This is a genomic window from uncultured Cellulomonas sp. (assembly GCF_947494015.1).
In the GTDB taxonomy this organism is placed as follows: Bacteria; Actinomycetota; Actinomycetes; order Actinomycetales; family Cellulomonadaceae; genus Pengzhenrongella.
In genome coordinates, this window is the sequence record NZ_CANLTL010000009.1 from 169869 (window position 1) to 192990 (window position 23122).

The following is a 23122-nucleotide window of genomic DNA, read 5'->3' on the forward strand; positions in this document are numbered from 1 at the left end:
AACCGGGTCAGCACGTGAACGGCAATGCCACCTTCCGCCACACCGGGACCGCCCTCCTGGCGATCACCGGCCTCGAGGCCCCGGTCGTGGTCCCCTCGTCCCACTTCGACGACGAGCTCGCCGGCACCCTGAAGCGGCTGCGGCTGCCCCGCGGCCTGCTGCAGCGCGTCGCGGGCGTCAAGGAGCGCCGCTGGTGGGACGCGGGCACCGCCTTCGACGAGGCCGCGATCGCGGCCGGCGCCAAGGCGCTCGCCGAGTCCGGCGTCGACGCCGCCGACGTCGGCCTGCTCATCAACACCTCCGTGACCCGCGCCCACCTCGAGCCGTCCGTCGCCTCCAAGGTGCACGACGGCCTCGGGCTGCCGCCGTCGGCCCTCAACTTCGACGTCACCAACGCGTGCCTGGGCTTCGTCAACGGGCTGACCCTCGCCGCCGGGATGATCGACTCGGGCCAGATCCGCTACGCGCTCATCGTCGACGGCGAGGACCCGCAGGCCACGCAGGAGGGCACGATCGCGCGGCTCAACCGGCCGGGCACGACCCGCGAGGACTACCTGCGCGAGTTCGCGACCCTCACCCTGGGCTCCGGCGCAGCGGCGGCCGTGCTCGGCCCGGTGGACGACCACCCCGGCGCCCACCGCGTCCTGGGTGGTGTCTCGCGTGCCGCGACCCAGCACCACGGGCTGTGCGTCGGCGGGATCGACGCGGGCATGCAGACCGACGCCACCGGGCTGCTGGAGAACGGGCTCGCCCTGGTCCAGGAGGCGTGGCACGAGGCGGAGCCCGAGTGGGGGTGGTCCGGCGTCGACCGGTTCGTCATGCACCAGGTCTCGACCATCCACATCAAGCGGATCGTGGAGGAGCTCGGCCTCGACCGGCGCGCGGTGCCGCTGACGTTCCCGCACCTGGGCAACGTCGGCCCGGCGTCCGTGCCGATCACGCTCGCGGCCGAGGCGGACAGCCTGTCCGCGGGTGACCGGGTGCTGTGCATGGGGGTGGGCTCGGGCCTGAACACCGCCATGACCGAGATCGTCTGGTGACGGCGTCGCCCCTCCCCGTCCAGCCGGCGCAGCACCCCCCGGGCGGCCTGCCCGGGCTCGACCCCGCCTGGTCCCGGCTCGTCGAGGTGCCCCGGGGCGGTCGGCGAGGCCGGCACGACGCCGAGGTCCGCAGCGGCAGCGACACGTGGCACGTGCTGGACAACGCCTCGCAGGTCGACGCGCCGGTGCGGGGCACCCTGCTGTGCGTCCACGGCAACCCGACCTGGTCCTACCTGTGGCGTGACCTGCTCCGCGCCGGTGCGGCGGCGGGGTGGCGGGTGGTCGCCGTCGACCAGCTCGGCATGGGCTTCTCCCAGCGCACCGGCCGCGTGCACCGGCTCGCCGACCGGATCGCCGAGCTGGGCGCGCTGACCGACGTGCTCGACCTGACAGGGCCGGTGCTGACGGTCGGGCACGACTGGGGCGGCCCGATCTCGCTGGGCTGGGCCGTCGACCACCCCGAGCAGCTCGCCGGTGTCGTGGTCACGAACACCGCGGTCTACCAGGACCTGGACGGGCGTACCCCCGCGCCGCTGCGGCTGGCGATGACCCCCGGCGTGCTGGGGACCAGCACGGTCGCGACACCGGCGTTCCTGGAGACCACCCTGGCGCTCGCGCGGCCCCCGCTCAGCCGCGAGGTCCGCGACGCGTTCCGGGCTCCGTACCCCTCGGCGGACCGGCGCCAGGCGATCGGTGACTTCGTCGCCGACATCCCGGTGGACGCCGAGCACCCGAGCCGGCCCGCGCTGGAGGCGCTCGCGACCGGGATCAGCGCGCTGCGCGTGCCGGCCCTGCTGCTGTGGGGCCCGGGTGACCCCGTCTTCGGCGAGCAGTTCCTCGCCGACCTGATGCACCGGCTGCCGCACGCCGACGTGCACCGGTACGAGGGCGCGAGCCACCTGCTGCCCGAGGACGTCGACGTCGCCGGTGCGGTCGTCACCTGGCTCAGCGACCGCTTCCCGGGCACGGCAGGTGCCGTCGTCGGTGCGGGTGCCGCGGACGAGGCCGCGTCCGCCGCGCCGGAGCTCGGCACCGCCGTCGCCGACGCGCCGTTCGTCCCGCTGTGGCGCGCCCTCGAGGAACGCGCCGGCGACGACGGCGTCGCGCTGGTCGAGATGGCGCCCCCCGGTGCCAGCGGGCCGCGCGCCGTCCCGTGGTCGCTGCTCGCACGCCGCGTCGACGAGCTCGGCCGCGGGCTGCTGGGCAGCGGGGTGCGGCCCGGCGACCGGGTCGCGCTGCTCGTGCCGCCGGGTGCGGACCTGACCGCCGTGCTCTACGCCTGCCTGCGGATCGGCGCCGTCGTCGTCGTGGCCGACGCCGGCCTGGGGCTGCACGGCCTGTCACGTGCGGTCCGCGGCGCCCGTCCGCAGGTCGTCATCGGCGTCCCGCGGGCCCTGGCCGCCGCCCGGGCCCTGGGCTGGTCGGCCCGCCGCATCGCCGCCGGCCCGCTGCCGACCGGTGCCCGCGCCGCGCTCGGGATCGACTGCACGCTCGTCGAGCTCGCCGACCGGGGCCGGGCAGCGGCGCGCGCGGGTGTGTCCGACGCGCCCCCCGAGCCGTCCGCCGACGACGACGCCGCGATCCTGTTCACCTCCGGCTCGACCGGGCCGGCCAAGGGCGTCGCGTACACCCACGCGCAGCTCGCGGCGATGGCTCGCGCGGTCGGGTCCACGTACGGCATCGGCCCGGGGTCGTCGCTGGTGGCCGCGTTCGCCCCGTTCGCCCTGCTGGGGCCCGCGCTCGGCGCGACCTGCGCGAGTCCCGACATGGACGTCACCGCACCGCGGACGCTGACCGCGACGGCGCTCGCGGACGCGGTCGCCGCGGTCGACGCGGCGGTCGTGTTCGCCTCGCCGGCCGCGCTGACCAGCGTGGTCGCCGACGCGGGCCGCCTGGACGACGCCGACCGGCGTGCGCTGTCCGGGGTGCGGCTGTTCCTGTCCGCCGGGGCGCCCGTGCCCCCGGAGCTGCTCGCGGCGGTGGGGCGGATCATGCCGGCCGCCGAGCCGCACACCCCCTACGGCATGACCGAGGTGCTCCCGGTCACCGACATCTCGCTGGCCGAGATCACCGCCGCCGGCGACGGCGACGGCGTGTGCGTCGGCCGGCCCGTCGCGGGCGCCCAGGTGGCGATCAGCGCCCTGGACGTCGACGGCGCCGCGACCGGCCCCGCCGGCCGGGAACCCGGCGTGACCGGCGAGATCCTGGTCAGCGCGCCGCACGTGATGGACCGGTACGACCGGCTGTGGCTCACGCATCACGCCGCGCGCCGCGACGCCGGGTGGCACCGCACCGGGGACGTGGGCCACCTGGACCGCGAGGGACGGCTGTGGGTCGAGGGCCGGCTCGCGCACGTGATCACCACCCCCGACGGCGTGCTCACGCCGGTCGGCCTGGAGCGGCGGGCCGAAGGGGTGGACGGCGTGACCCGGGCCGCGGCCGTCGGCGTGGGCCCGGTCGGCGTCCAGACCGTCGTGCTGGTCGTCGAGACGACCCCGGCCGTCCGGCGTCCCGGACTGGCCGACCTGGACCTGACCGCCCGGGTGCGGGCGGCGCTGGACGTCCCGGTCGCCGCGGTGCTGGTCGTCGACGCGCTGCCCACCGACGTCCGCCACAACTCCAAGATCGAGCGGACCCGGCTGTCCCGCTGGGCCGAGCGGGTGCTGGCCGGCGGGCGGACGGGCCGGCCGTGAGCGCGCGGCACGCGGCTGGGTCGGTCCTGCCCGTGCTGGTCACCGGCGCGAGCGGGATGCTCGGTCGCGCGGTGGCGACGGCGATCCTCGCCCGCGGCCACGCCGTCCGCACGTTCCAGCGCGGCGCCGCGGACCTCCCCGGGGCTGTGGACGAGCGTGGCTCGCTCACCGACCCGGCCGCCGTGGCCCGCGCCGTCGAGGGCTGCACCGCGGTGGTCCACCTCGCGGCGAAGGTCGACGTGACGGGTCCGGAGGCGGAGTACCGCGCGGTCAACGTCGAGGGCACCCGGACGCTGCTGGCCGCCGCGCGCGCTGCCGGGGTGCGGCGGTTCGTCATGGTGTCGTCGCCCTCGGTCGCGCACGTGGGGTCGTCGATCGTCGGCGAGCCGGCGGGCCCGGCCGACCCGGCTCGGGCCCGCGGTCCGTATGCCCGCACGAAGGCGGCCGCGGAGCTCGCGGCGCTGGCCGCCGACACTCCCGAGATGCGCGTGCTGGCGGTCCGGCCGCACATCGTCTGGGGCCCGGGGGACACCCAGCTGGTCGCCCGGGTGGTCGACCGGGCCCGGCGCGGCCGGCTGCCGCTGCTGGGCGGCGGGACCGCGCTGATCGACACCACGTACGTCGACAACGCGGCGGACGCGCTGGTCGCCGCGCTCCAGGCGCCCGCCGACGCGTGGGGCGGGTCGTACGTGGTGACCAACGGCGAGCCGCGGCCGGTCCGAGACCTGCTGGCCGGGATGTGCCGGGCGGCCGGCGTGCCGGTCCCGGCGCGGTCGGTGCCGCCGGGGGTCGCCCGGGTGGCCGGCGCCGCGATCGAACGGGTCTGGGCCGTGCGCCCGCAGTGGGGTGAGCCGCCGATGACCCGGTTCGTCGCCGAGCAGATGTCCACCGCGCACTGGTTCGACCAGCGGCGCACCCGCGAGGCGCTGCGCTGGGCTCCCGCGGTCACGCTCGACGAGGGCTTCGCCCGGCTCGCGGCGCACCTGGCCCCGGCGGCCGCCGCGCCGGCGCCGACGTCTCCCGAGGGCCGGGTCTAGCCGACGGCCAGGACGAACGGGTGCACCGCCGACGCCCCCGCGCGGCGCAGCAGGCGCGCCGCGACCGTCACCGTCCACCCCGAGTCGGTGCGGTCGTCGACCAGCACGACCGCACGTCCCGGCAGGCCCGCCGCGGCCGCCTCGGACAGGTGCAGCTCCAGGCGCCGGGCCACCCCGGCCAGTCGCTGCGCCGAGTTCACGTCGCGCCGGCCCGCCTCGACACCCGCCACCGGCCCGACCGAGCCGACGACCGGCACCCCGAGCCGGTGCGCGACCCCCTCGGCCAGGTGCCGGACGAGCTCCGGTCGGCTCGCGGACTCCACGACCACGACCCCGGCGGGCGCCGGGTCGGGGTGCCACGCGTCGAGCACGTCCAGGACCGGGCGCCGCAGCGCCACCGGCAGGGCACCGTCGCGCCCGCCGCCGGCCTCCGCGGCGTCGTGGTCCGGCGCCGGCGCCCCGGGAACCGGTGCGAACAGGTCCCGCAGCAGCCCGCCCCAGCCGATGCCGTCCAGCCGGGCGACCGCGCGCCCGGTCTCCGGCCGCTCGTCGGCGGCGATCCGGCCGGACAGGTCGACGCCGAGGCCGGACATCCCGGTCGGCCACTGACGGCGCGGCTCGATCTCCACGCCGGGGACGGCGAGGCGCTCGCGTGCCGCCGCCACCTCGGCGTCGTCGGGCGCCTGGCCGGCGGAGGTGCCCCCGCACCCGTCGCAGCGACCGCAGCGCCAGCCGGCATCCAGGTCGGGGTCGTCCAGCGCGCGCCGCAGGTACGCCATCCGGCAGCCGTCGGTCGAGACGTAGTCGAGCATCGCCCGCTGCTCGGCCCGGCGGGTCTCGGCGACCCGGTGGTACCGCTCGGCGTCGTAGGACCAGGGGCGCCCGGTCGACTCCCAGCCGCCGCGCACCCGCCGGACGGCGCCGTCGACGTCCAGCACCTTGAGCATGAGCTCGAGCCGGTTGCGGCGCAGCGAGACCCGCGTCTCCAGCGCGGCGGTCGACAGGGTGCCGGCCGCCTCCAGCGCCGCCAGCGTCGCGCGCACCTCGGCCTCCGGCGGGAACGCCATCGAGGCGAAGTAGTCCCAGATCGCGCGGTCCTCGGGCCCGGGCAGCAGCACGACCTCCGCGCGGTCGGTCGCGCGCCCCGCACGACCCACCTGCTGGTAGTAGGAGATGGGCGACGACGGCGCCCCGAGGTGCACCACGAACGCCAGGTCGGGCTTGTCGAACCCCATCCCCAGCGCCGAGGTCGCCACGAGCGCCTTGACCCGGTTCGCCAGCAGGTCCTGCTCCGCGGCCTCCCGCTCGGCCGGGTCGGTCTGCCCGGTGTACGCGCGTACCTCGAGGCCTAGGTCGCGCAGGTACTCGGTGACCTGCTGGGTGGCCGCGACCGTGAGGCAGTAGACGATGCCGGAGCCGTCGACCTGCGGCAGGCGGTGGCCGAGCCAGGCGAGCTGCGCCGCCGTCCCGGGCAGCCGCGCGACGGCCAGGTGCAGGCTCTCGCGGTCGAGCGACCCGCGCAGCACCAGGACGTCGGCCGCCAGGGCGCGGTCGGGCCCGCCGTCGTCCGAGGTGACCGCGAGCTGCTCGGCCACGTCGGCGGTCACCCGCGCGTTCGCGGTGGCCGTCGTGGCCAGCACCGGGATGCCGGCCGGCAGCTCGGCGAGCAGCGTGCGGATCCGGCGGTAGTCCGGGCGGAAGTCGTGGCCCCAGTCGGAGATGCAGTGGGCCTCGTCGACCACCACGAGCCCCGCGGAGGCGGCCAGCCGCGGCAGCACCTCCTCGCGGAAGCCGGGGTTGTTCAGCCGCTCCGGGGAGACCAGCAGCACGTCGACCTCACCGGCGGCGACCCGCTGGTGCACGCCGTCCCACTCGGTGACGTTGGCCGAGTTGATCGTCTCGGCGCGGATCCCGGCGCGCTGGGCGGCCTCGACCTGGTTGCGCATCAGCGCGAGCAGCGGCGAGACGATGACCGTCGGACCGGACCCGCGGGCGCGCAGCAGCGCGGTCGCGACGAAGTAGACGGCCGACTTGCCCCACCCGGTGCGCTGCACCACGAGCGCGCGCCGGTGGTCGGCCACCAGGGCCTCGATCGCGACCCACTGGTCGTCGCGCAGGCGGGCGTCCGGGCGGCCGACCAGCGCGACCAGCGCGGCCTCGGCCTCGGCCCGCAGCGCGGCCCGGTCCGCCGTCGCGGCGCCGGCCTGGGCGGCCGGGCCGCCGCTGCGGGTCTGCGGGTCGGTGGACGTCGAGGGCTGGCTCATCCGTCGATCGTAGGCAGCGGCACCCACACGCCCCGGCGCGGCCGGTGCCCCCGGTGCTCCCTAGACTCGGGGCGTGACCCTTCCCCTGCGTCCCGAGCTGGCGGGCCTGGAGCCGTACGGCGCGCCCCAGCTCGACGTCCCGGTCCTGCTCAACGTCAACGAGAACCCCTACCCGCCGGCCGACGACGTCGTCGCCGACATCGCCGCCGACGTCGCCGCCGCCGCCCGCGGGCTGAACCGTTACCCGGACCGGGACTTCCTCGCGCTGCGCACCGACCTCGCCGCCTACCTGCTGCGCGAGTCCGGCGTCCCGCTCGCGCCCGAGCAGATCTGGGCCGCGAACGGCTCCAACGAGGTGATGCTGCACCTGCTGCAGGCCTTCGGCGGGCCGGGCCGCACCGCGCTGTCCTTCGCACCGACCTACTCGATGTACCCCGAGTACGCCCGGGACACCAGCACCGGCTGGGTGCAGGGACGCCGCGAGGACGACTTCACGCTGGACCCCGACCGTGCCGCGGCGACGGTCGCCGAGCACGCACCCAGCGTGGTGCTGCTGGCCAGCCCGAACAACCCCACCGGGACCGCCCTGCCGCTGGACACGATCCGCGCCGTGCTCGCGGCCGCGGCGCAGGTCCCGGGTGGCTGCGTCGTCGTGGTCGACGAGGCGTACGGGGAGTTTCGCCGCGCCGGGACGCCGTCCGCCCTGGAGATCCTGGCCGAGCACCCGCACCTGGCGGTCAGCCGGACCATGTCCAAGGCGTTCGGCCTCGCCGGGGCGCGGGTCGGCTACCTCGCGGCCGCCCCGGCCCTGGTGGACGCGTTGCGGGTCGTGCGGCTGCCGTACCACCTGTCGGGGGTGACGCAGGCGGTCGCCCGGGCCGCGCTCAAGCACTCCGACGCCCTCATGGCGCAGGTGGGCTCGCTGCGCGAGGAGCGCGACGCGTGCGTCGCGTGGCTGCGCGGCCGGGGCCTGGACGTCGCGGACTCGGACGCCAACTTCGTGCTGTTCGGGCCGTTCGACGACCGGCACGCGATCTGGGAGGGTCTGCTGCGGCGTGGCGTCCTCATCCGCGAGGTCGGCCCGCCGCAGTGGCTGCGGGTGTCCATCGGCACCGGCGAGGAGATGGCGGCCTTCCGGGACGCCCTGGTGGAGGTGACGGGACGATGACCGGCGACACGACCGGGACGACGCCGACGGGCGCGACGACGGCTGCGGCGACGCCGGGCACCCCACCCGGCGGCGGCCCCGGGCGCACCGCGCGCATCGAGCGGACCACGTCGGAGTCCAGCGTGCTGGTCGAGCTCGACCTGGACGGCAGCGGGCGCACCGACATCTCCACCAGCGTGCCGTTCTACGACCACATGCTCACCGCGCTGGGCAAGCACTCCCTGCTGGATCTGACCGTGCGGGCGACCGGTGACACCCACATCGACGCCCACCACACCGTCGAGGACGTCGCGATCGCCCTCGGCGAGGCGCTGCGGGTCGCGCTGGGCGACAAGGCCGGCATCGGCCGGTTCGGCGACGCCCTGGTGCCGCTGGACGAGGCGCTCGCCCAGGCCGTGGTGGACGTGTCCGGCCGGCCGTACCTGGTGCACTCGGGGGAGCCGGCCGGCCAGGAGTACCACCTCATCGGCGGCCACTTCACCGGGTCCCTGACCCGGCACGTGCTGGAGTCGATCGCGCACCACGCCGGCATCTGCATCCACATGCGGGTGCTGGCCGGCCGCGACCCGCACCACGTCGTGGAGGCGCAGTTCAAGGCGCTCGCCCGGGCGCTGCGCGCCGCGGTGCAGCCGGACCCGCGCGTGGTGGGCGTCCCGTCGACCAAGGGCGCGCTGTGATGGCCGACCGCGACGCGGCGCCGGGCGCCCCCGGGGCGCCGGCCGCACCGGCGGGCGTCGCGCTGGTGATCACGCCGGTCGCGGTGCCGGCGCCGCTCGCGGCGACCTGTGCGATCGCCAAGGTCCGGGTCGACGTGGTGCCCACCGACGTCGGCGCGGTCGCGGTGTGCCGCGACTCCTCCGGCAGCGCACCCCGGGACGCCGCGATCGCGGTGTCCCGCCTGCTCAAGGGCGTCCCTGTGGTGCTGCTGCAGAAGTCCGGCGGGCGCGCGACGGCCTCGCGGTGGATGGACGGCGAGGAGGGCGAGAAGCTGTCCGCCGGCCTCGCGCTCAACGGGGCCCCCGAGGTGGTCGAGGACCTGCTGCTGGGCACGACCACCGCGGCGGACGTCCCCGGGGTCGTCTCCAGCGTGGGGATGTCCCGGTTCCGGGCGCTGCGGGTGCTGGCCGCGTCGGCCCGCGCGAACCGCCGGTAAACTCAGGCCACGTGACTCCCACCCCCCAGGTCGTCGTCCTCGACTACGGCTTCGGCAACGTGCGCTCGGCCGTGCGCGCCCTCGAGCGTGTCGGGGCCGAGGTCGAGCTGACGGCCGACCCCCGGGCCGCCGCCGAGGCGGACGGCCTCGTCGTGCCCGGCGTCGGCGCCTTCGCCGCCGTGATGGAGGGCCTGGACGGCGTGCGCGGCGGGCAGATCATCGACCGCCGGCTCGCCGGTGGCCGCCCGGTGCTGGGCATCTGCGTCGGCATGCAGGTCATGTTCGAGCGCGGTGAGGAGCACGGCGTCGAGGCCGAGGGCCTCGGGGAGTGGCCCGGCGTGGTCGACCGGCTCGAGGCCGACGTCGTGCCGCACATGGGGTGGTCGACCGTGGACGTCCCGGACGGCTCGACCCTGTTCGCCGGCATCGAGTCCGAGCGGTTCTACTTCGTGCACTCCTACGCCGCGCGCAGCTTCCCCCCGCTCGGGGACTCCCGCTTCACCCCGCCGCTGGTCACCTGGTCCGAGCACGGGGGCCGGTTCGTGGCCGCCGTCGAGAACGGGCCGCTCGCCGCGACCCAGTTCCACCCCGAGAAGTCCGGCGACGCGGGCTCGCAGCTGCTCGCCAACTGGGTCGGCTCGCTGCGCTCCTAGCCCGCGCGCCACCGCCCACCGCCCCCACCGAGGAGACGCCCCACCGATGTCCACCGAACCGCTCGTCCTGCTGCCCGCCGTCGACGTCGCCGACGGGCAGGCGGTCCGCCTCGTCCAGGGCGAGGCCGGCTCGGAGACGTCCTACGGCGACCCGCTGTCCGCCGCCCTCGACTGGCAGGCCGGGGGGGCGGAGTGGGTGCACCTGGTCGACCTGGACGCCGCCTTCGGCCGCGGGTCCAACGCCGAGCTGCTCGCCTCGGTCGTGGCCGCGCTGGACGTCCGGGTCGAGATGTCCGGCGGCATCCGCGACGACGCCTCGCTCGAGCGTGCGCTCGCGACCGGTGCCGCGCGCGTCAACCTGGGCACGGCCGCGCTGGAGAACCCCGAGTGGACCGCGAAGGTCATCGACCAGCACGGCGAGCTCATCGCCGTCGGCCTGGACGTGCGCGGCACGACGCTCGCCGCGCGCGGCTGGACGCAGGAGGGCGGTGACCTGTGGGAGGTCCTGGCCCGCCTGGACGACGCCGGCTGCGCCCGGTACGTCGTGACGGACGTGACCAAGGACGGCACGCTGCGCGGCCCGAACCTCGACCTGCTGCGCCAGGTCTGCTCGCGCACCGACGCGGCCGTCGTGGCCTCCGGCGGGATCTCGAGCCTGGAGGACCTGCGGGCCCTGCGCGACCTGGTCGACGACGGCGTCGAGGGCGCGATCGTCGGCAAGGCCCTGTACGCCGGGGCGTTCACGCTGCCCGAGGCGCTCGAGGTCGCCGGCAAGCCCGGCGGCGCCGGGCCGGGTCGGTTCTGACCGGCCCCGGCGAGCCCACCGGACCCGCCCCCGTGCCCGACCCGATGGCCGGCCGCGCGCTGCCGCCGTCGTCGCCGTTCGCCGGCGACGACGGCACCGCCGACCCCGCGCTGGTCGACGCCCTCAGGCGCTACGCCGCCGGCACCGGGGGCCTGGGTGACGTCGTGCAGGCGCTCGCCCCGACCCGCGTGCTGGTGCCGATGCTGGCCCAGCTCGAGGTGGCGGACGTCGTGGTGCACGAGGGTCACGAGCACACCGTCGACAAGGAGGCGTCGGCCGGGATCGTGGCGGTGCGCACGCCCGACGGGCGCACCGCGATGCCGGTGTTCTCCTGCGTCGCGGCGCTGAACGCCTGGCACCCCGACGCGCGCCCGGTACCCAGCGACGTCCCGCGGGCGGCGCTGTCCGCCGTGGGCGAGGGCTGGGAGGTCGTCGTCCTGGACCCGGCCGGGCCGGTGACCGCCGTGCTGCCCCGACCCGCCGTCTGGGCGCTCGCGCGCGGCGAGCGGTGGCACCCGGCAGTCGTCGACGGCGTCGTGGACCGTGAGGTCGCCGCCGCCGTCGCCGACGCCGTGCACGGCGTCCCGGCGGTGGTCGAGGCCCGCGCCGAGGCCGGGCGGCGCGCCGAGGTCGCCGTCGTGCTCGCCCTGGCCCCGGGGCTGGACCGGGTACGGCTGGACGCCGTGCTCGGCGAGGTCAACGCCCGTCTCGCCGCGGACACGGTCGTGGCGGCGCGGGTCGACGCGCTCGAGCTGCGGCTGACCCAGGCGCCCACCGGCCGCTGACGCCCGGCCACGGTCGCCGGCCCGGGTCAGGGTCGACGCCCGGCCGCGAGCCGGTCAGGCCCGACGCCGGCCCAGCGCCCAGGCGACCACCACGGCGATCAGGGTCCCGGCGACCTGCCCGCCCAGGACGACCCGGTTCAGGTCGAGCGCCGGCTGCCAGCGGACCCCGGCGTCGTCCACCACGTAGACCCCGACCGGGCGGACGCGCACGCCGAACCCGCCCCCGCCGCCCTCGCCCTCCTGCGCACCGCCGCCCGTCGCGGGGCCCGCGGGCCCCGACGGGTCGGCCCCGTCGGCCGGGGTGGTCCCGCTGCCGTACCCGGAGCCGGTGCCCCCCATGACCTTGGCCACGGGGATGACCAGGGCGTCGCCCCGGGTGTACGCCTCACCGAAGACGCGCCGGACGCTGAGGGCCTCGCTCGCCTCGCGCAGGTGGCTGGTGGGGTCGAACGTGCGCGGTCGGGTGCTGTCCATGACGGTCCTCCGGGTCGACGTGACGGGATGGTGCCGGGCCGGTCGTCAGCCCGCGCAGGAGGGAGCGTCCACGAAGGCGGCGGCGTCGTCGAGCATGGAGCGCAGGGTGCTGACCGGGACGATGAAGCTCTGGTCGAGGCTGTTCTTGGCGTAGACGACGCCGACCACGCGGCCCCCCTCGTCGAGGACCGCGGAGCCCGAGCTGCCCGGCTCGACCTCGGCGTCGGTCACCAGCACCTCGCCGAGGTTCTCGTTGAGCGGGTCGGTCGTGCCGCCGATCACCCGGCCGCTGGTCACCGTCAGCCGCCCGCCCTCGGGGTACCCGACCACGGTGACCTCGTCGCCCGGGGACGGGTCGACGTCGGCCAGCTCGGGGACGGCCGGCAGGTCGTCGGTGGTGCGGACCACGGCGAGGTCGGCCAGGCTCGCGGTGCTCGCGGTGGTGGCCGCGAGGTCGCGCCCGTCGTAGGTGCTCAGCTGCAGCTCCGCCGAGTCCGCCACGACGTGCCGGTTCGTGATCAGCGTGCGTGCGTCGATCGCGAACCCCGAGCCGGTCGAGACCGAGCCGCAGCCGACGTTGCGGATCCGCACCGCCATCCGCTGCGCGGCGTCGAAGCCGTCGGGGGAGAGGTTGCCGGTCGTGGTCGGAGTCGGGCGGGGGACCTCGGACGGCACGAGGTCCGTCGGGGTCGGCCCCGGCATCGTCGGCACCGCGGCGCAGCCGGCGAGCAGCACGCCGGCCAGCACGCCGGCCAGCACGGAGCTCAGCGCGCCGTCCGGCGCGGACCTCACCGTGCCCCCCGGCGCGGCGCCCCGGACGGTGGCGCCGGACGCGTCGCCCCGGCCGCGGGTGGTCCGGCGTCTCACCGGTTCGCCAGCTCGGCCTGCAGCGCGTCGTTGGCCTGCGACGCCGACCGGCACAGCAGCTCGACGTCCGCGCCGAACCGGGCCAGCGCGTCGGGGTCGTAGGAGGCGGCGTCCGCGAGGTAGTCGATGAGCTGGTCCTGGCCCTTGACGCACCGGTCCAGGGCCGAGGCCACGGTGCCCGCGGCAGCGGTGACCCGGGCCTGGTAGTCGAGCAGCTGGGCCTGCGCCTCGCGGTCGTCCCCGATCTGCGCCTTCTCGTCCGCCAGGGCGGTGATCCGCTCCTGGGCGATGGCGAGCTGGCCGCGGACCGCCTGGAGCTCGGCGGTCGCCCCGTCCAGCTCGAGCCGGGTGGTGGCCAGCTCGGTGCCGATGGCGCGGGCCTGGTCCTCGGTCCAGCCCAGACGGTCGGCGTAGGCGGTGGTGGTCGCGTACAGGTAGCCGGCGGCACCCAGCGCGGCGAGCAGCAGGACGACGAGCAGCACGACCGGCCAGCGCCGGCGGCGGCGCGCGCGGGGTGGGGTCGGCCCGGTCACGGGGTGCTCCGCCGCGGACCCGCCGGACGTCGGGACGGCCAGGGGGACCGGCGGCGGGTGGGTGGCACCGACCGACCCGGGGGGCGTCGTCGACGTCCCCCACCCGGGCTCGCCGCTGCGGACCCGGTGGGTCGGCACCTCGGCGGTCGGTTCGTGCGTCACGGCGTCAGGATAGGCGCCGAGCGCCCCCCGAGGGGGGTCGTGTCGGAGCCCGCGGCGGTCACCCGTCTCCGCGGCGTCCGGGTGGAATGGACGTGCGTCGACCGCCGCGCGTGGGCGATCATCGCCCGCGTGATCCTCGCTTCCTACGGGCGCCTGCTGCGGCGCCCCGGTGTGCTGCGCCTCGTGCTGCTCTCCCTCGTGGCGCGGCTGCCGCACGCCGCCGTGGGGGTCGTGCTGACCCTGCACGTCGTGGTGACGCTCGACCTCGGGTACGCCCACGCCGGTGCGGTGGCGGCCGCCATCACGATCGGCATGGCCCTCGGCGGGCCGTGGCGCGGGCGGCGGGTGGACCGGCTGGGCCTGCGGCGCGCCGTGCTGCCCTCGGTCGTCGTCGAGGCGGCCGTCTGGGCGACCGCTCCGTCGCTCGGCTTCCGCGGGCTGGTCGTGGCGGGCGTGGTGGCGGGGCTGTTCATGGTGCCGGTGTTCTCGGTCATCCGGCAGTCGCTGTCGGTCCTGGTCCCCGAGCGCGAGCAGCGGACCGCGTTCGCGCTGGACTCGGTGACCACCGAGCTGTCCTTCATGCTCGGGCCCGTGCTGGGGGTCGTGGTCGCCACCACGTGGTCGACGACGGCGGCGCTGGTCCTCGTCGGCGTGGCGACGGTGGGCGCGGGCGCCCTGCTCATGTGGGTCGACCCGCCGACCCGCTCGACCCCCTCCCGGTCGCGCGCCGGTGACGGCGCCGCGCAGGTCGTGGGCGGTGCCGGGGACGGTCCGGGCCGCGACGCGTCGTCGGCCGCGGCGGCCCGCGTGGTGACCCCGGCCCTGCTGGTCACCCTGCTCGCCGCGAGCGCGGCCTCGCTCGTGCTGACCGGCACGGACGTCAGCATCGTCGCGTCGCTGGAGGAGTGGGACCGCGTCGCGGCGACGGGCTGGATGGTCGCGCTCTGGGCCGGTGGCTCCGTCGTCGGCGGGGTGCTGTACGGGGCGGGGAGCCGGTCGGTGCGGCCGCTGACCCTGGTGCTGGTGCTGTCACTGCTGACCATCCCGGCCGCGCTGGCCGGCACGCCGGGGCTGCTCGCGGTCGCCGTCGTGCTGGCGGGGCTGCCGTGCGCGCCGGCGCTGTCGGCGATCAACGCCTCCCTGGTCCGGCTGGTGCCGGAGGAGCGGCGAGGGGAGGTCATGGGGTGGAGCGGCTCGGCGATGACGGTGGGCTCGGCCCTCGGGGCGCCGGTGTGCGGTGCCCTCATCGACCGGGCCGGTGCGGGCGCCGGATTCCTCGCGGTCGGTGCGGTGGGGACCGCGGTGGCCGGCGTCGGCCTCCTCGTGCTGCGCCGGACCCGGCCCAGCAGCGCCGCCCGGGTCCCGCTGGCGGGGACGCCGGCCGCGGAGCAGGCGGTGGGCCTCGGCGCCCTCGACCCGGCCCAGGACGACCTGCCCACCGACGTCGCACCGGCGGAGCGGGAGGCGCGCGTCCCCACCGCGCCGCTGGGCTGAGCCGGGTCAGCTCACGTAGCCGGTGAACTTCTCCCCGGGGCCCTCGCCGGGCGCGTCGGGATAGGGCGACGCCTCACGGAACGCCAGCTGCAGCGTGCGCAGCCCGTCACGCAGGGAGCGGGCGTGCTGGTTGCCGAGGTCCGCGGCGCTCGCGGTCACCAGCGCGGCCAGGGCGGTGATGAGCTTGCGGGCCTCGTCCAGGTCCAGGTGGTCCGACCCGGCCGCGTCCGGGGTGTCCTCGCCCAGGCCGCACTTGACGGCGGCCGCGCTCATGAGGTGGACGGCGGCCGTGGTGATGACCTCGACGGCGGCGACGTCGGCGATGTCGCGCATCGCGGTGGCGGTGGGGTCGGTCGACGACGGCGGTGGCGTGGGGGTCTGGGACATGCTGCGATCCTCTCACCGTGCCGTCGTCGGCCGTCGTCGGCCGTCGTCGGCCGGACTCGGCCGGCCCGGGCGCCGGGCGGCGGGCGCGGGCTGCCAGGAGACGCCGGTCACGTCGTCCCCCCGCCGTCGCCGGCGCGTGCGGTGCTATGCTGGTGGTCGACCAACCGGTGAACCGTGCCCGCACCCAGGTGCAGACGCAGATCTCCGGTGCACAAGTGGAGCTGATCCCACCCAGGTGCCGACCGTCCCTCGCGGGCGACAGGTGCCGGGTCCGGTCCGAGAGCACGTCACGGGTCACACCGTCGTCGCGCTCGTGTCGCCGGTGCTACGCACCGGGTGACGCGGATCCCTCGGCCCCCGCCTGTGCCCACGGACGGGGGCCTTTCTCGTCCGGCGGTGGAGACACTGCGAGTACGAGGAGCACCACATCAGCGAGCCCCGCATCAACGATCGGATCCGCGTCCCCGAGGTCCGGCTCGTCGGCCCGAACGGGGAGCAGGTCGGCATCGTCCGCGTGGAGGACGCTCTGCGTCTGGCGCAGGAGTCGGACCTCGACCTGGTCGAGGTCGCCCCCGACGCCCGCCCGCCCGTCTGCAAGCTCATGGACTTCGGCAAGTTCAAGTACGAAGCCGACATGAAGGCGCGCGAGGCCCGGCGCAACCAGACGAACACGGTCCTCAAGGAGATCCGCTTCCGGCTGAAGATCGACCCGCACGACTACGGCACCAAGAAGGGCCACGTCGAGCGGTTCCTCAAGGCCGGCGACAAGGTCAAGGTCATGATCATGTTCCGGGGCCGCGAGCAGTCGCGCCCGGAGATGGGCATCCGCCTGCTGCAGCGTCTCGCCGACGACGTCGCCGAGCTCGGCTTCATCGAGAGCTCGCCGAAGCAGGACGGCCGCAACATGATCATGGTGCTCGGCCCGACCAAGAAGAAGGCCGAGCAGAAGCAGGAGCAGCGTCGCGCCGCGCGCGACGAGGCACCGCGCACCCCCGCGGCGCGGGCGACCGCCCCGCAGGTCGTCGCGCCGGCGTCCCCTCCTGCGACTGCGGCATCCGCACCGGCCCAGTCGGCACCGGCCCCGCAGGCCCCGGCGCCCGCCCAGCAGGCGCAGGCCGCACCCGCCGCCCCGTCCGCTGCCGAGGACGCCCCGGCGGCGCCGGCGGCTGCCGAGGCGGCACCCGCGGCTGCGTCCCCGGCTGCACCGCGTCCCGCGGCCGCAGCGCGTCCCGCCGCCTCGCCGCGTCCGGCGGCGGCTGCGCGTCCGGCGGAGCGTCCCGCGTCGGCCGCTCCGGCGGCCCGCCAGGCGCCCGCGGCGTCGTCCGCCCCTGCGGAGGAGGCCCCGCGCCCGACCCCGGCGCCGCGTCCGGGCCCGGCCGCCGTCAAGCCGGTGCCGGCCAAGCCGTCCGCGCGGCCCGGCGCCGCCAAGCCGGGGGCCCCGCGGCCGTCGGCCGGCGGGACGGCCTGAGCGACCAGCACCACCCAGCACTGCGCGGGAGCCCACCGGCGCCCGCAACGAACGAGTCGCGTGAGGTCCGCGCGATGAGACCAGAGGAGAGACTCCGGCCATGCCGAAGAACAAGACGCACTCCGGTGCCAAGAAGCGCTTCCGGATCTCCGGTGGCGGCAAGGTGATGCGTGAGCAGGCCGGCACCCGCCACCTGCTCGAGCACAAGTCCAGCCGTCGGACGCGTCGCCTGTCCACCGACCAGGTCGTCTCCCCGGCCGACACGTCCAAGATCAAGAAGCTGCTCGGCAAGTGAGCCGTACGGGTACCGCTCGCCGGTGCCCCGTCTCGCCCCCCTGAGCCCCGAAACGCAAGGAGCATCACGTGGCACGCGTGAAGCGGGCGGTCAACGCCCACAAGAAGCGCCGCACTACCCTCGAGCGCGCCAGCGGTTACCGCGGGCAGCGGTCGCGCCTGTACCGCAAGGCGAAGGAGCAGGTCACCCACTCCCTCGTCTACGCCTACCGCGACCGCAAGGCGCGCAAGGGCGACTTCCGCCGGCTGTGGATCCAGCGCATCAACGCTGCGTCGCGCGCCAACGGACTGACCTACAACCGCCTCATCCAGGGCCTGAAGGCCGCGGGTGTCGAGGTCGACCGTCGCGTCCTGGCCGACATGGCCGTCAACGACGCCGCCGCCTTCGCGGCGCTGGTGCAGGTGGCCAAGGCCGCCCTGCCGGCGGACGTCAACGCGCCCGTCGCCGCGGCCTGACATCCGCGACACCCCGGCACACCCACCGAACGCCCGGACACCGGCAGACCTCGACATGACGTCGCCGGCCGGACCCGAGCTGACCAACCCCCGCGCCGAGCGGGTCAAGGCAGCCCGGGCCCTGTCCGGGCGTTCGGCGCGTCGGCGAGCGGGCCGGTTCCTCGTCGAGGGCCCCCAGAGCGTCCGCGAGGCCGTCCGGGAGGCCCCGGACCGGGTGCGCGGGCTCTACCTCACGCCCGACGCCGTCGGGCGCTACCCCGAGATCGTCGACGCCGCCGCCGAGCGGTCGGTGGCCGTGCGCACCGCCAGCGACGACGTGGTGGCGGCGATGAGCCCCGACGCGCAGGGCGTCCTGGCGGTCCTGGACGTCCACGACCCGGGGCTGGCCTCGGTGCTCGCCGCGCGACCGCGGCTGGTCGCCGTGCTCGCGCGCGTCCGCGACCCGGGCAACGCGGGCGCCGTCATCCGCGCGGCCGACGCCGCCGGCGCCGACGCCGTCGTGCTCACCGACCAGAGCGTCGACGTCCACAACCCCAAGGTGGTCCGCTCCACGGCCGGATCGCTGTTCCACCTGCCGGTGACCGCCGGGGCGAGCCTCGGCGAGGTCACGGCGGCCCTGCGCGACGCCGGCCTCGCGGTCCTCGCGGCCGACGGCTCGGGCGAGCACGACCTGGACGACCTGCTCGACGCCGTCCCCGTCGGGGGCCCGGACCTGTCGGCCCCCACCGCCTGGGTGTTCGGGAACGAGGCGTGGGGGCTGGCCCCCGAGGACCGCGACCTCGCCGACGCCGTCGTGCGGGTGCCGATCCGTGGACGCGCCGAGTCGCTCAACCTCGCGACCGCCGCCACCGTGTGCCTGTACGCCTCGTCCCGCGCGCACCGCTGACGGCGCCGCCGCCGCCCCCGCGCGCCCGACCCGAAGGGTCCCCGTGCGCCTGTTCGCCGCCGTCCAGCCACCCGAGCACGTCCTCGCGCACCTGGAGCGTGCGCTCGACGCCGTCCGTGGCTCGGACGAGGACGCCGGCGGCGCGGGACCGCTGCGGTGGGCGCCAACCGAGGACCGCCACGTCACGCTGGCGTTCTTCGGGGAGGTGCCGGCCGGGGCGGCCGTCGAGCTCGACCAGGGGCTGGCCGCCGTGGCCGCGGCGCACCGCCCCTTCCGCGCCCAGCTGCGCGGCGCCGGGGTGTTCGACCGGCGGGTGTTCTGGATCGGCGTCGGCGGCGAGGTGGACGCGCTCGCCGCGCTCACCGCGGACTGCGTCGGGCTCGGGTCCGCGACCACCGGCCGGGCCGACGGCCGGGTGCGGTCCCGCTCGCACCTGACCGTCGCCCGCGTCCGCAGCCAGGCCCGCGCGCGATCGACGCCGTACCGGCGGCGCCCGCAGGCACCCGCCGGACCCGACCGGGTGGCGGCCCTGGCCCACGCGCTGGCCGTGTACGCCGGACCGGAGTGGACCGTCGACGGCTTCGCGCTGGTCGTCTCGCGTCCCGGCGAGGGACGGGGCGCAGGCCCGGCGTACGACACCGAGCAGGCCTACCGGCTGGGCGGGCCGGACGGCGTCGGGCCGGCGGCGTCCGGGTAGGGCCCGCCTGCCCCGCACCGGCTGGGGCCGGCTGCTGCGTCGGCCCGGCAGGGGGCTGGGCGGACGCGCGACGGGCACGGGCGGCCCGATATGCGTGCGCGTCCCCCGCGGCGTCCCGCCTAGACTCCACGGGGCCGCGAGGCCCGTCGCACTCCCGGAAGGCTCGGATGTCCACCCCAGAAGAACCCGTCCCCGCCCTGTCGCCGCTCGACGCGGATGCCGTCGACGCCGCCCTGACGCGGGCCCTCGACGCCGTCGCGGGCGCCGCCGACCTGGACGAGCTCAAGGCGGTCCGCCTCGCGCACTCCGGCGACCGCAGCCCGCTGTCGCTCGCGAACCGGGAGATCGGCCGGCTCGCGCCGGCGGACAAGGCCGTCGCGGGCAAGCTGCTCGGCTCGGTGCGCGGGCGGCTCACCGCGGCGATCGCCGCCCGGCAGGGTGAGCTGGAGGCCGAGCGTGACGCCCGGGTGCTGGTCGAGGAGGCGGTGGACGTCACGCTCCCCGCGGACCGGACCCCGCGCGGCGCCCGGCACCCACTGGAGCTGCTCCAGGAGCGGGTCGCGGACGTGTTCGTCGCGATGGGCTGGGAGATCGCCGAGGGACCCGAGGTCGAGGCGGAGTGGTTCAACTTCGACGCGCTGAACTTCGGCCCCGACCACCCCGCCCGGCAGATGCAGGACACCTTCTTCGTCGAGCCCGCCGACGCCGGCCTGGTGCTGCGCACCCACACCTCGCCCGTGCAGGCCCGCACGCTGCTGTCGCGGGACCTGCCCGTCTACATCGCGTGCCCGGGCCGCACGTTCCGGACCGACGAGCTCGACGCGACCCACACGCCGGTGTTCCACCAGGTCGAGGGCCTCGCGATCGACAAGGGCCTGACCATGGCGCACCTCAAGGGGACGCTGGACCACTTCGCCCGGGCGATGTTCGGCCCCGAGTCGCGCACCCGGCTGCGGCCGGCGTACTTCCCGTTCACCGAGCCCAGCGCCGAGATGGACTTCTGGTTCCCGCAGAAGAAGGGCGGCCCCGGCTGGATCGAGTGGGGCGGCTGCGGGATGGTCAACCCCAACGTCCTGCGCGCCTGCGGCGTGGACCCCGACGTCTACTCCGGCTTCGCGTTCGGCATGGGCATCGAGCGCACCCTCATGTTCCGCCACGGCATCGCCGACATGCACGACATGGTCGAGGGCGACGTCCGCTTCTCCCAGCAGTTCGCAGGAGTCCTCTGATGCCCCGCATCCCGCTGTCCTGGCTCGCCGAGCACGTCGCGCTGCCCGCCGGCGCGACCGCCGAGTCCGTCGCCGCCGACCTCGTGCGGGTCGGGCTCGAGGAGGAGGCCATCCACCCGGCCGCCGTCACGGGCCCGCTGGTGATCGGGCAGGTCGTCGAGCGCACCCCGGAGCCGCAGCGGAACGGCAAGACCATCAACTGGTGCCGGGTCGACGTCGGCCCCGAGCACGGCGAGGTGCGCGAGGACGGCACCGTGGGCCCGCGCGGCATCGTCTGCGGGGCGCACAACTTCGACGTCGGCGACCGCGTCGTCGTCGCGCTGCCCGGGGCCGTGCTGCCCGGGCCGTTCCCGATCGCGTCCCGCAGGACCTACGGGCACGTGTCGGACGGCATGATCTGCTCGGCCCGCGAGCTCGGGCTGGGCGAGGACCACGACGGCATCATCGTCATCTCCCGGCTGGGCCTGGACGCCGAGCCGGGCACCGACGCGCGCGAGCTGCTGGGGCTGGGCGAGGAGGTCCTCGAGATCAACGTGACCCCCGACCGCGGCTACTGCTTCGCGATGCGCGGCGTCGCCCGCGAGTACGGGCACTCCACCGGCGCCGCGTTCACCGACCCCGGGCTGCCCGGCACGGTCACCGACGTCGCCGCGGTCACGCGGCCGGCCGGTGGCGGGTTCACCGTGGAGCTGGCCGACGACGCTCCCATCGACGGCGTCGCCGGCTGCGACCGGTTCGTCGCGCAGGTCGTGCGGGGGGTGGCCGCCGCGGGGCCGTCACCGACCTGGATGCAGCGCCGCCTGACCCAGGCCGGGATGCGCCCGATCTCGCTCGCGGTCGACGTCACCAACTACGTGATGCTCGACCTGGGCCAGCCGTTGCACGCCTACGACCTCGGCCTCGTGGCCGAGCCCGTCGTCGTGCGCCGCGCCCGGCCCGGGGACGCGCTGACCACGCTGGACGACGTCGGGCGCACGCTGCACCCCGAGGACCTCGTCATCACCGACAGCCCCGACGGGCGCACCGGTGCGCGCCTGCTCGGCCTGGCCGGCGTCATGGGCGGCGCCGAGACCGAGGTGAGCGGCTCGACCACCGACCTGCTGATCGAGGGCGCCCACTTCGACGCCGTCTCGGTGGCCCGGACCAGCCGCCGGCACCGGATCCCCAGCGAGGCCGCCAAGCGGTTCGAGCGCGGGGTCGACCCGCAGCTCGCGCGGGTCGCGGTCGCGCGGGCGGTGGACCTGCTGGTCGCCCACGGCGGCGGCGTCGCGGACGACGCCGTGACGGACGTGGACCGCACGGTCCCGGCGCCGACCGTGCCGCTGCCGGTCGACCTGCCGGCCCGGCTGGTCGGCGTGCCGTACTCGGCCGCAGAGGTCACCGAGACGCTGGAGACCATCGGGTGCCGGGTCGCGCCGTCGGGGGACACCCTGCTGGTGACCGTGCCGTCGTGGCGCCCCGACCTGCGCGTGGGCGTGGACCTCGTCGAGGAGGTCGCCCGCCTGCGCGGGTACGACGCGATCCCGTCGGTGCTGCCCGCCGCCCCCGGCGGCCGCGGGCTGACCGGGGAGCAGGCCGCCCGGCGCGCCGTCGCCCGGGCGCTGGCCGGCGACGGCTGGACGCAGACGCTGTCCTACCCGTTCGTCGGGGCCGACCAGCACGACGCGCTCGGGCTGCCCGCCGACGACCCGCGCCGTCGGGCGCTGCGACTGGCGAACCCGCTCGCCGACACCCAGCCGGAGATGCGGACCAACCTGCTCACGACGCTGCTGGAGACCGCGCGGCGCAACGTGGGGCGCGGGACGACGGACCTGGCCCTGTACGAGATCGGTCTGGTGACCCGTCCGGTCGAGGGCGCCCCGCCGGCCCCGCAGCTTCCCGGTGCGGTGCGCCCGTCCGACGACGACCTGGACCGCCTGGCCGCGGCCGTCCCGCCGCAGCCGCGGCGGGTCGCGGGCTTCCTGGCCGGCGCCCGTGAGCGCGCCGGGTGGTGGGGGCCGGGTCGGCGCGCGGAGCACGCCGACGCGATCGCCGCCGCGCTGCTGGTGGCGCGCACCGTCGGGGTGCCGGTGCAGGTCCGGCCGGACGACCACGCGCCGTGGCACCCCGGCCGGACCGCCCGCCTCGAGCTCGCCGACGGCACGCTGGTCGGGCACGCCGGCGAGCTGCACCCGCAGGTGCTGACCCGCCTGGCCCTGCCGGCGCGCGCCGTGGCGTTCGAGCTGGACCTCGACGTGCTGCTCGCCGCCGCACCGCGCGAGCCGCTGCAGGCGGAGCCCGTGTCCACCTACCCGGTCGGCAAGGAGGACCTCGCACTCGTCGTGGACGCCGACGTGCTGGCCGGTGACGTCGAGGCCGCCGTCCGTGACGGGGCCGGCGACCTGCTCGAGGAGCTGCGGCTGTTCGACGTCTTCACCGGGCCGCAGGTCGGCGAGGGCAAGAAGTCGCTGGCCTTCTCCTTGCGCCTGCGCGCCGGTGACCGCACGCTGACCGCCGCCGACGCCGCCGCGGTGCGCGAGGCTGCGGTCGCGGAGGCCGCCCGCCGGGTGGGCGCCGTGCTGCGGGGAGCCTGACGGC

General features: G+C 76.7%; 22 protein-coding genes. 17 read left to right on the forward strand and 5 right to left on the reverse strand.

Going from position 1 to position 23122, the window contains the following annotated elements; genetic code table 11:
* Positions 1–14 precede the first annotated feature (14 nt).
* From Q0840_RS12005 to Q0840_RS12015, 3 genes are read left to right on the forward strand one after another with little or no spacing between them, the layout of a single operon-like run.
* Positions 15–1040, forward strand: coding sequence for a 3-oxoacyl-ACP synthase III (locus Q0840_RS12005; protein ID WP_298459713.1), 1026 nt, complete (start codon positions 15–17; stop codon positions 1038–1040).
* Complete coding sequence (locus Q0840_RS12010; RefSeq protein ID WP_298459714.1) at positions 1037–3733, forward strand: alpha/beta fold hydrolase; 2697 nt, start codon at positions 1037–1039, stop codon at positions 3731–3733. The genes Q0840_RS12005 and Q0840_RS12010 overlap by 4 nt, the downstream gene beginning before the upstream one ends.
* Positions 3734–3759: 26 nt before the next feature.
* Positions 3760–4770, forward strand: coding sequence for an NAD(P)-dependent oxidoreductase (locus tag Q0840_RS12015; protein WP_298459794.1), 1011 nt, complete (start codon positions 3760–3762; stop codon positions 4768–4770).
* On the opposite strand, the gene Q0840_RS12020 is transcribed toward Q0840_RS12015, so the two are convergent.
* Positions 4767–7034 (reverse strand): ATP-dependent DNA helicase RecQ, encoded by a 2268-nt coding sequence (locus Q0840_RS12020; RefSeq protein WP_298459715.1) that lies wholly within the window; start codon positions 7032–7034, stop codon positions 4767–4769. The two genes, Q0840_RS12015 and Q0840_RS12020, sit on opposite strands and share 4 nt — an antisense overlap.
* Before the next feature lie 73 nt (positions 7035–7107).
* On the opposite strand from Q0840_RS12020, the gene Q0840_RS12025 reads away from it, so the two are divergent.
* From Q0840_RS12025 to Q0840_RS12050, 6 genes are all read left to right on the forward strand, one after another.
* The gene (locus Q0840_RS12025; RefSeq protein ID WP_298459716.1) at positions 7108–8202 is read left to right on the forward strand and encodes a histidinol-phosphate transaminase; all 1095 of its coding nucleotides are present in this window, start codon (positions 7108–7110) and stop codon (positions 8200–8202) included.
* Between the two features lie 95 nt (positions 8203–8297).
* Positions 8298–8879: an imidazoleglycerol-phosphate dehydratase HisB gene (gene hisB / locus Q0840_RS12030; protein ID WP_298459796.1), complete on the forward strand. Its 582-nt coding sequence runs from the start codon at positions 8298–8300 to the stop codon at positions 8877–8879.
* A complete protein-coding gene (locus Q0840_RS12035) occupies positions 8879–9355 on the forward strand; it encodes a hypothetical protein (RefSeq protein ID WP_298459717.1) in 477 nt (158 codons plus the stop codon). The genes hisB and Q0840_RS12035 overlap by 1 nt, the downstream gene beginning before the upstream one ends.
* A gap of 11 nt (positions 9356–9366) precedes the next feature.
* A complete protein-coding gene (gene hisH / locus Q0840_RS12040) occupies positions 9367–10008 on the forward strand; it encodes an imidazole glycerol phosphate synthase subunit HisH (RefSeq protein ID WP_298459718.1) in 642 nt (213 codons plus the stop codon).
* Positions 10009–10054: 46 nt separating this feature from the next.
* Positions 10055–10813, forward strand: a complete 759-nt coding sequence (gene priA, locus Q0840_RS12045) for a bifunctional 1-(5-phosphoribosyl)-5-((5-phosphoribosylamino)methylideneamino)imidazole-4-carboxamide isomerase/phosphoribosylanthranilate isomerase PriA (protein ID WP_298459720.1) — start codon at positions 10055–10057, stop codon at positions 10811–10813.
* A 44-nt stretch (positions 10814–10857) separates the two neighbouring features.
* The gene (locus tag Q0840_RS12050) at positions 10858–11598 is read left to right on the forward strand and encodes an SseB family protein (protein WP_298459798.1); all 741 of its coding nucleotides are present in this window, start codon (positions 10858–10860) and stop codon (positions 11596–11598) included.
* A gap of 54 nt (positions 11599–11652) precedes the next feature.
* Here Q0840_RS12050 and Q0840_RS12055 read toward each other — a convergent pair whose 3' ends face one another.
* From Q0840_RS12055 to Q0840_RS12065, 3 genes are all read right to left on the reverse strand, one after another.
* Entirely contained in the window at positions 11653–12072 is a 420-nt protein-coding gene (locus tag Q0840_RS12055; RefSeq protein ID WP_298459721.1) for a spore germination protein GerW family protein, read from the reverse strand.
* Between the two features lie 45 nt (positions 12073–12117).
* On the reverse strand, positions 12118–12864 hold the full coding sequence (locus tag Q0840_RS12060; protein WP_298459722.1) for a S1C family serine protease: 747 nt from the start codon (positions 12862–12864) through the stop codon (positions 12118–12120).
* A 71-nt stretch (positions 12865–12935) separates the two neighbouring features.
* Positions 12936–13634, reverse strand: coding sequence for a hypothetical protein (locus tag Q0840_RS12065; RefSeq protein ID WP_298459723.1), 699 nt, complete (start codon positions 13632–13634; stop codon positions 12936–12938).
* A gap of 129 nt (positions 13635–13763) precedes the next feature.
* Here Q0840_RS12065 and Q0840_RS12070 point away from each other — a divergent pair, with 129 nt between their 5' ends.
* Positions 13764–15128: an MFS transporter gene (locus tag Q0840_RS12070; RefSeq protein ID WP_298459724.1), complete on the forward strand. Its 1365-nt coding sequence runs from the start codon at positions 13764–13766 to the stop codon at positions 15126–15128.
* Between the two features lie 6 nt (positions 15129–15134).
* On the opposite strand, the gene Q0840_RS12075 is transcribed toward Q0840_RS12070, so the two are convergent.
* The gene (locus Q0840_RS12075; RefSeq protein ID WP_298459725.1) at positions 15135–15515 is read right to left on the reverse strand and encodes a DUF1844 domain-containing protein; all 381 of its coding nucleotides are present in this window, start codon (positions 15513–15515) and stop codon (positions 15135–15137) included.
* A 442-nt stretch (positions 15516–15957) separates the two neighbouring features.
* Here Q0840_RS12075 and infC point away from each other — a divergent pair, with 442 nt between their 5' ends.
* From infC to pheT, 7 genes are all read left to right on the forward strand, one after another.
* The gene (gene infC, locus Q0840_RS12080; RefSeq protein WP_298459800.1) at positions 15958–16983 is read left to right on the forward strand and encodes a translation initiation factor IF-3; all 1026 of its coding nucleotides are present in this window, start codon (positions 15958–15960) and stop codon (positions 16981–16983) included.
* A gap of 100 nt (positions 16984–17083) precedes the next feature.
* Positions 17084–17278: a 50S ribosomal protein L35 gene (gene rpmI, locus Q0840_RS12085; RefSeq protein ID WP_298459726.1), complete on the forward strand. Its 195-nt coding sequence runs from the start codon at positions 17084–17086 to the stop codon at positions 17276–17278.
* Positions 17279–17346: 68 nt separating this feature from the next.
* Positions 17347–17733 (forward strand): 50S ribosomal protein L20, encoded by a 387-nt coding sequence (gene rplT / locus Q0840_RS12090; protein ID WP_298459727.1) that lies wholly within the window; start codon positions 17347–17349, stop codon positions 17731–17733.
* Between the two features lie 55 nt (positions 17734–17788).
* Positions 17789–18619, forward strand: a complete 831-nt coding sequence (locus Q0840_RS12095) for an RNA methyltransferase (RefSeq protein ID WP_298459729.1) — start codon at positions 17789–17791, stop codon at positions 18617–18619.
* Positions 18620–18662: 43 nt separating this feature from the next.
* Positions 18663–19316: an RNA 2',3'-cyclic phosphodiesterase gene (gene thpR / locus Q0840_RS12100; protein ID WP_298459731.1), complete on the forward strand. Its 654-nt coding sequence runs from the start codon at positions 18663–18665 to the stop codon at positions 19314–19316.
* Positions 19317–19483: 167 nt separating this feature from the next.
* Complete coding sequence (pheS, locus tag Q0840_RS12105) at positions 19484–20545, forward strand: phenylalanine--tRNA ligase subunit alpha (protein ID WP_298459733.1); 1062 nt, start codon at positions 19484–19486, stop codon at positions 20543–20545.
* Positions 20545–23118, forward strand: a complete 2574-nt coding sequence (gene pheT, locus Q0840_RS12110) for a phenylalanine--tRNA ligase subunit beta (RefSeq protein ID WP_298459735.1) — start codon at positions 20545–20547, stop codon at positions 23116–23118. Before pheS ends, pheT begins: the two co-directional genes overlap by 1 nt.
* Positions 23119–23122: the final 4 nt, after the last annotated feature.

Bases quoted from the DNA above. Each gene is read 5' to 3' on its own strand.
- Q0840_RS12020 (WP_298459715.1), bottom strand. From the start codon at position 7,034: ATGAGCCAGCCCTCGACGTCCACCGACCCGCAGACCCGCAGCGGCGGC.
- Q0840_RS12035 (WP_298459717.1), top strand. From the start codon at position 8,879: ATGGCCGACCGCGACGCGGCGCCGGGCGCCCCCGGGGCGCCGGCCGCA.
- priA (WP_298459720.1), top strand. From the start codon at position 10,055: ATGTCCACCGAACCGCTCGTCCTGCTGCCCGCCGTCGACGTCGCCGAC.
- Q0840_RS12050 (WP_298459798.1), top strand. From the start codon at position 10,858: ATGGCCGGCCGCGCGCTGCCGCCGTCGTCGCCGTTCGCCGGCGACGAC.
- Q0840_RS12055 (WP_298459721.1), bottom strand. From the start codon at position 12,072: ATGGACAGCACCCGACCGCGCACGTTCGACCCCACCAGCCACCTGCGC.
- Q0840_RS12075 (WP_298459725.1), bottom strand. From the start codon at position 15,515: ATGTCCCAGACCCCCACGCCACCGCCGTCGTCGACCGACCCCACCGCC.
- rpmI (WP_298459726.1), top strand. From the start codon at position 17,084: ATGCCGAAGAACAAGACGCACTCCGGTGCCAAGAAGCGCTTCCGGATC.
- Q0840_RS12095 (WP_298459729.1), top strand. From the start codon at position 17,789: ATGACGTCGCCGGCCGGACCCGAGCTGACCAACCCCCGCGCCGAGCGG.
- pheS (WP_298459733.1), top strand. From the start codon at position 19,484: ATGTCCACCCCAGAAGAACCCGTCCCCGCCCTGTCGCCGCTCGACGCG.
- pheT (WP_298459735.1), top strand. From the start codon at position 20,545: ATGCCCCGCATCCCGCTGTCCTGGCTCGCCGAGCACGTCGCGCTGCCC.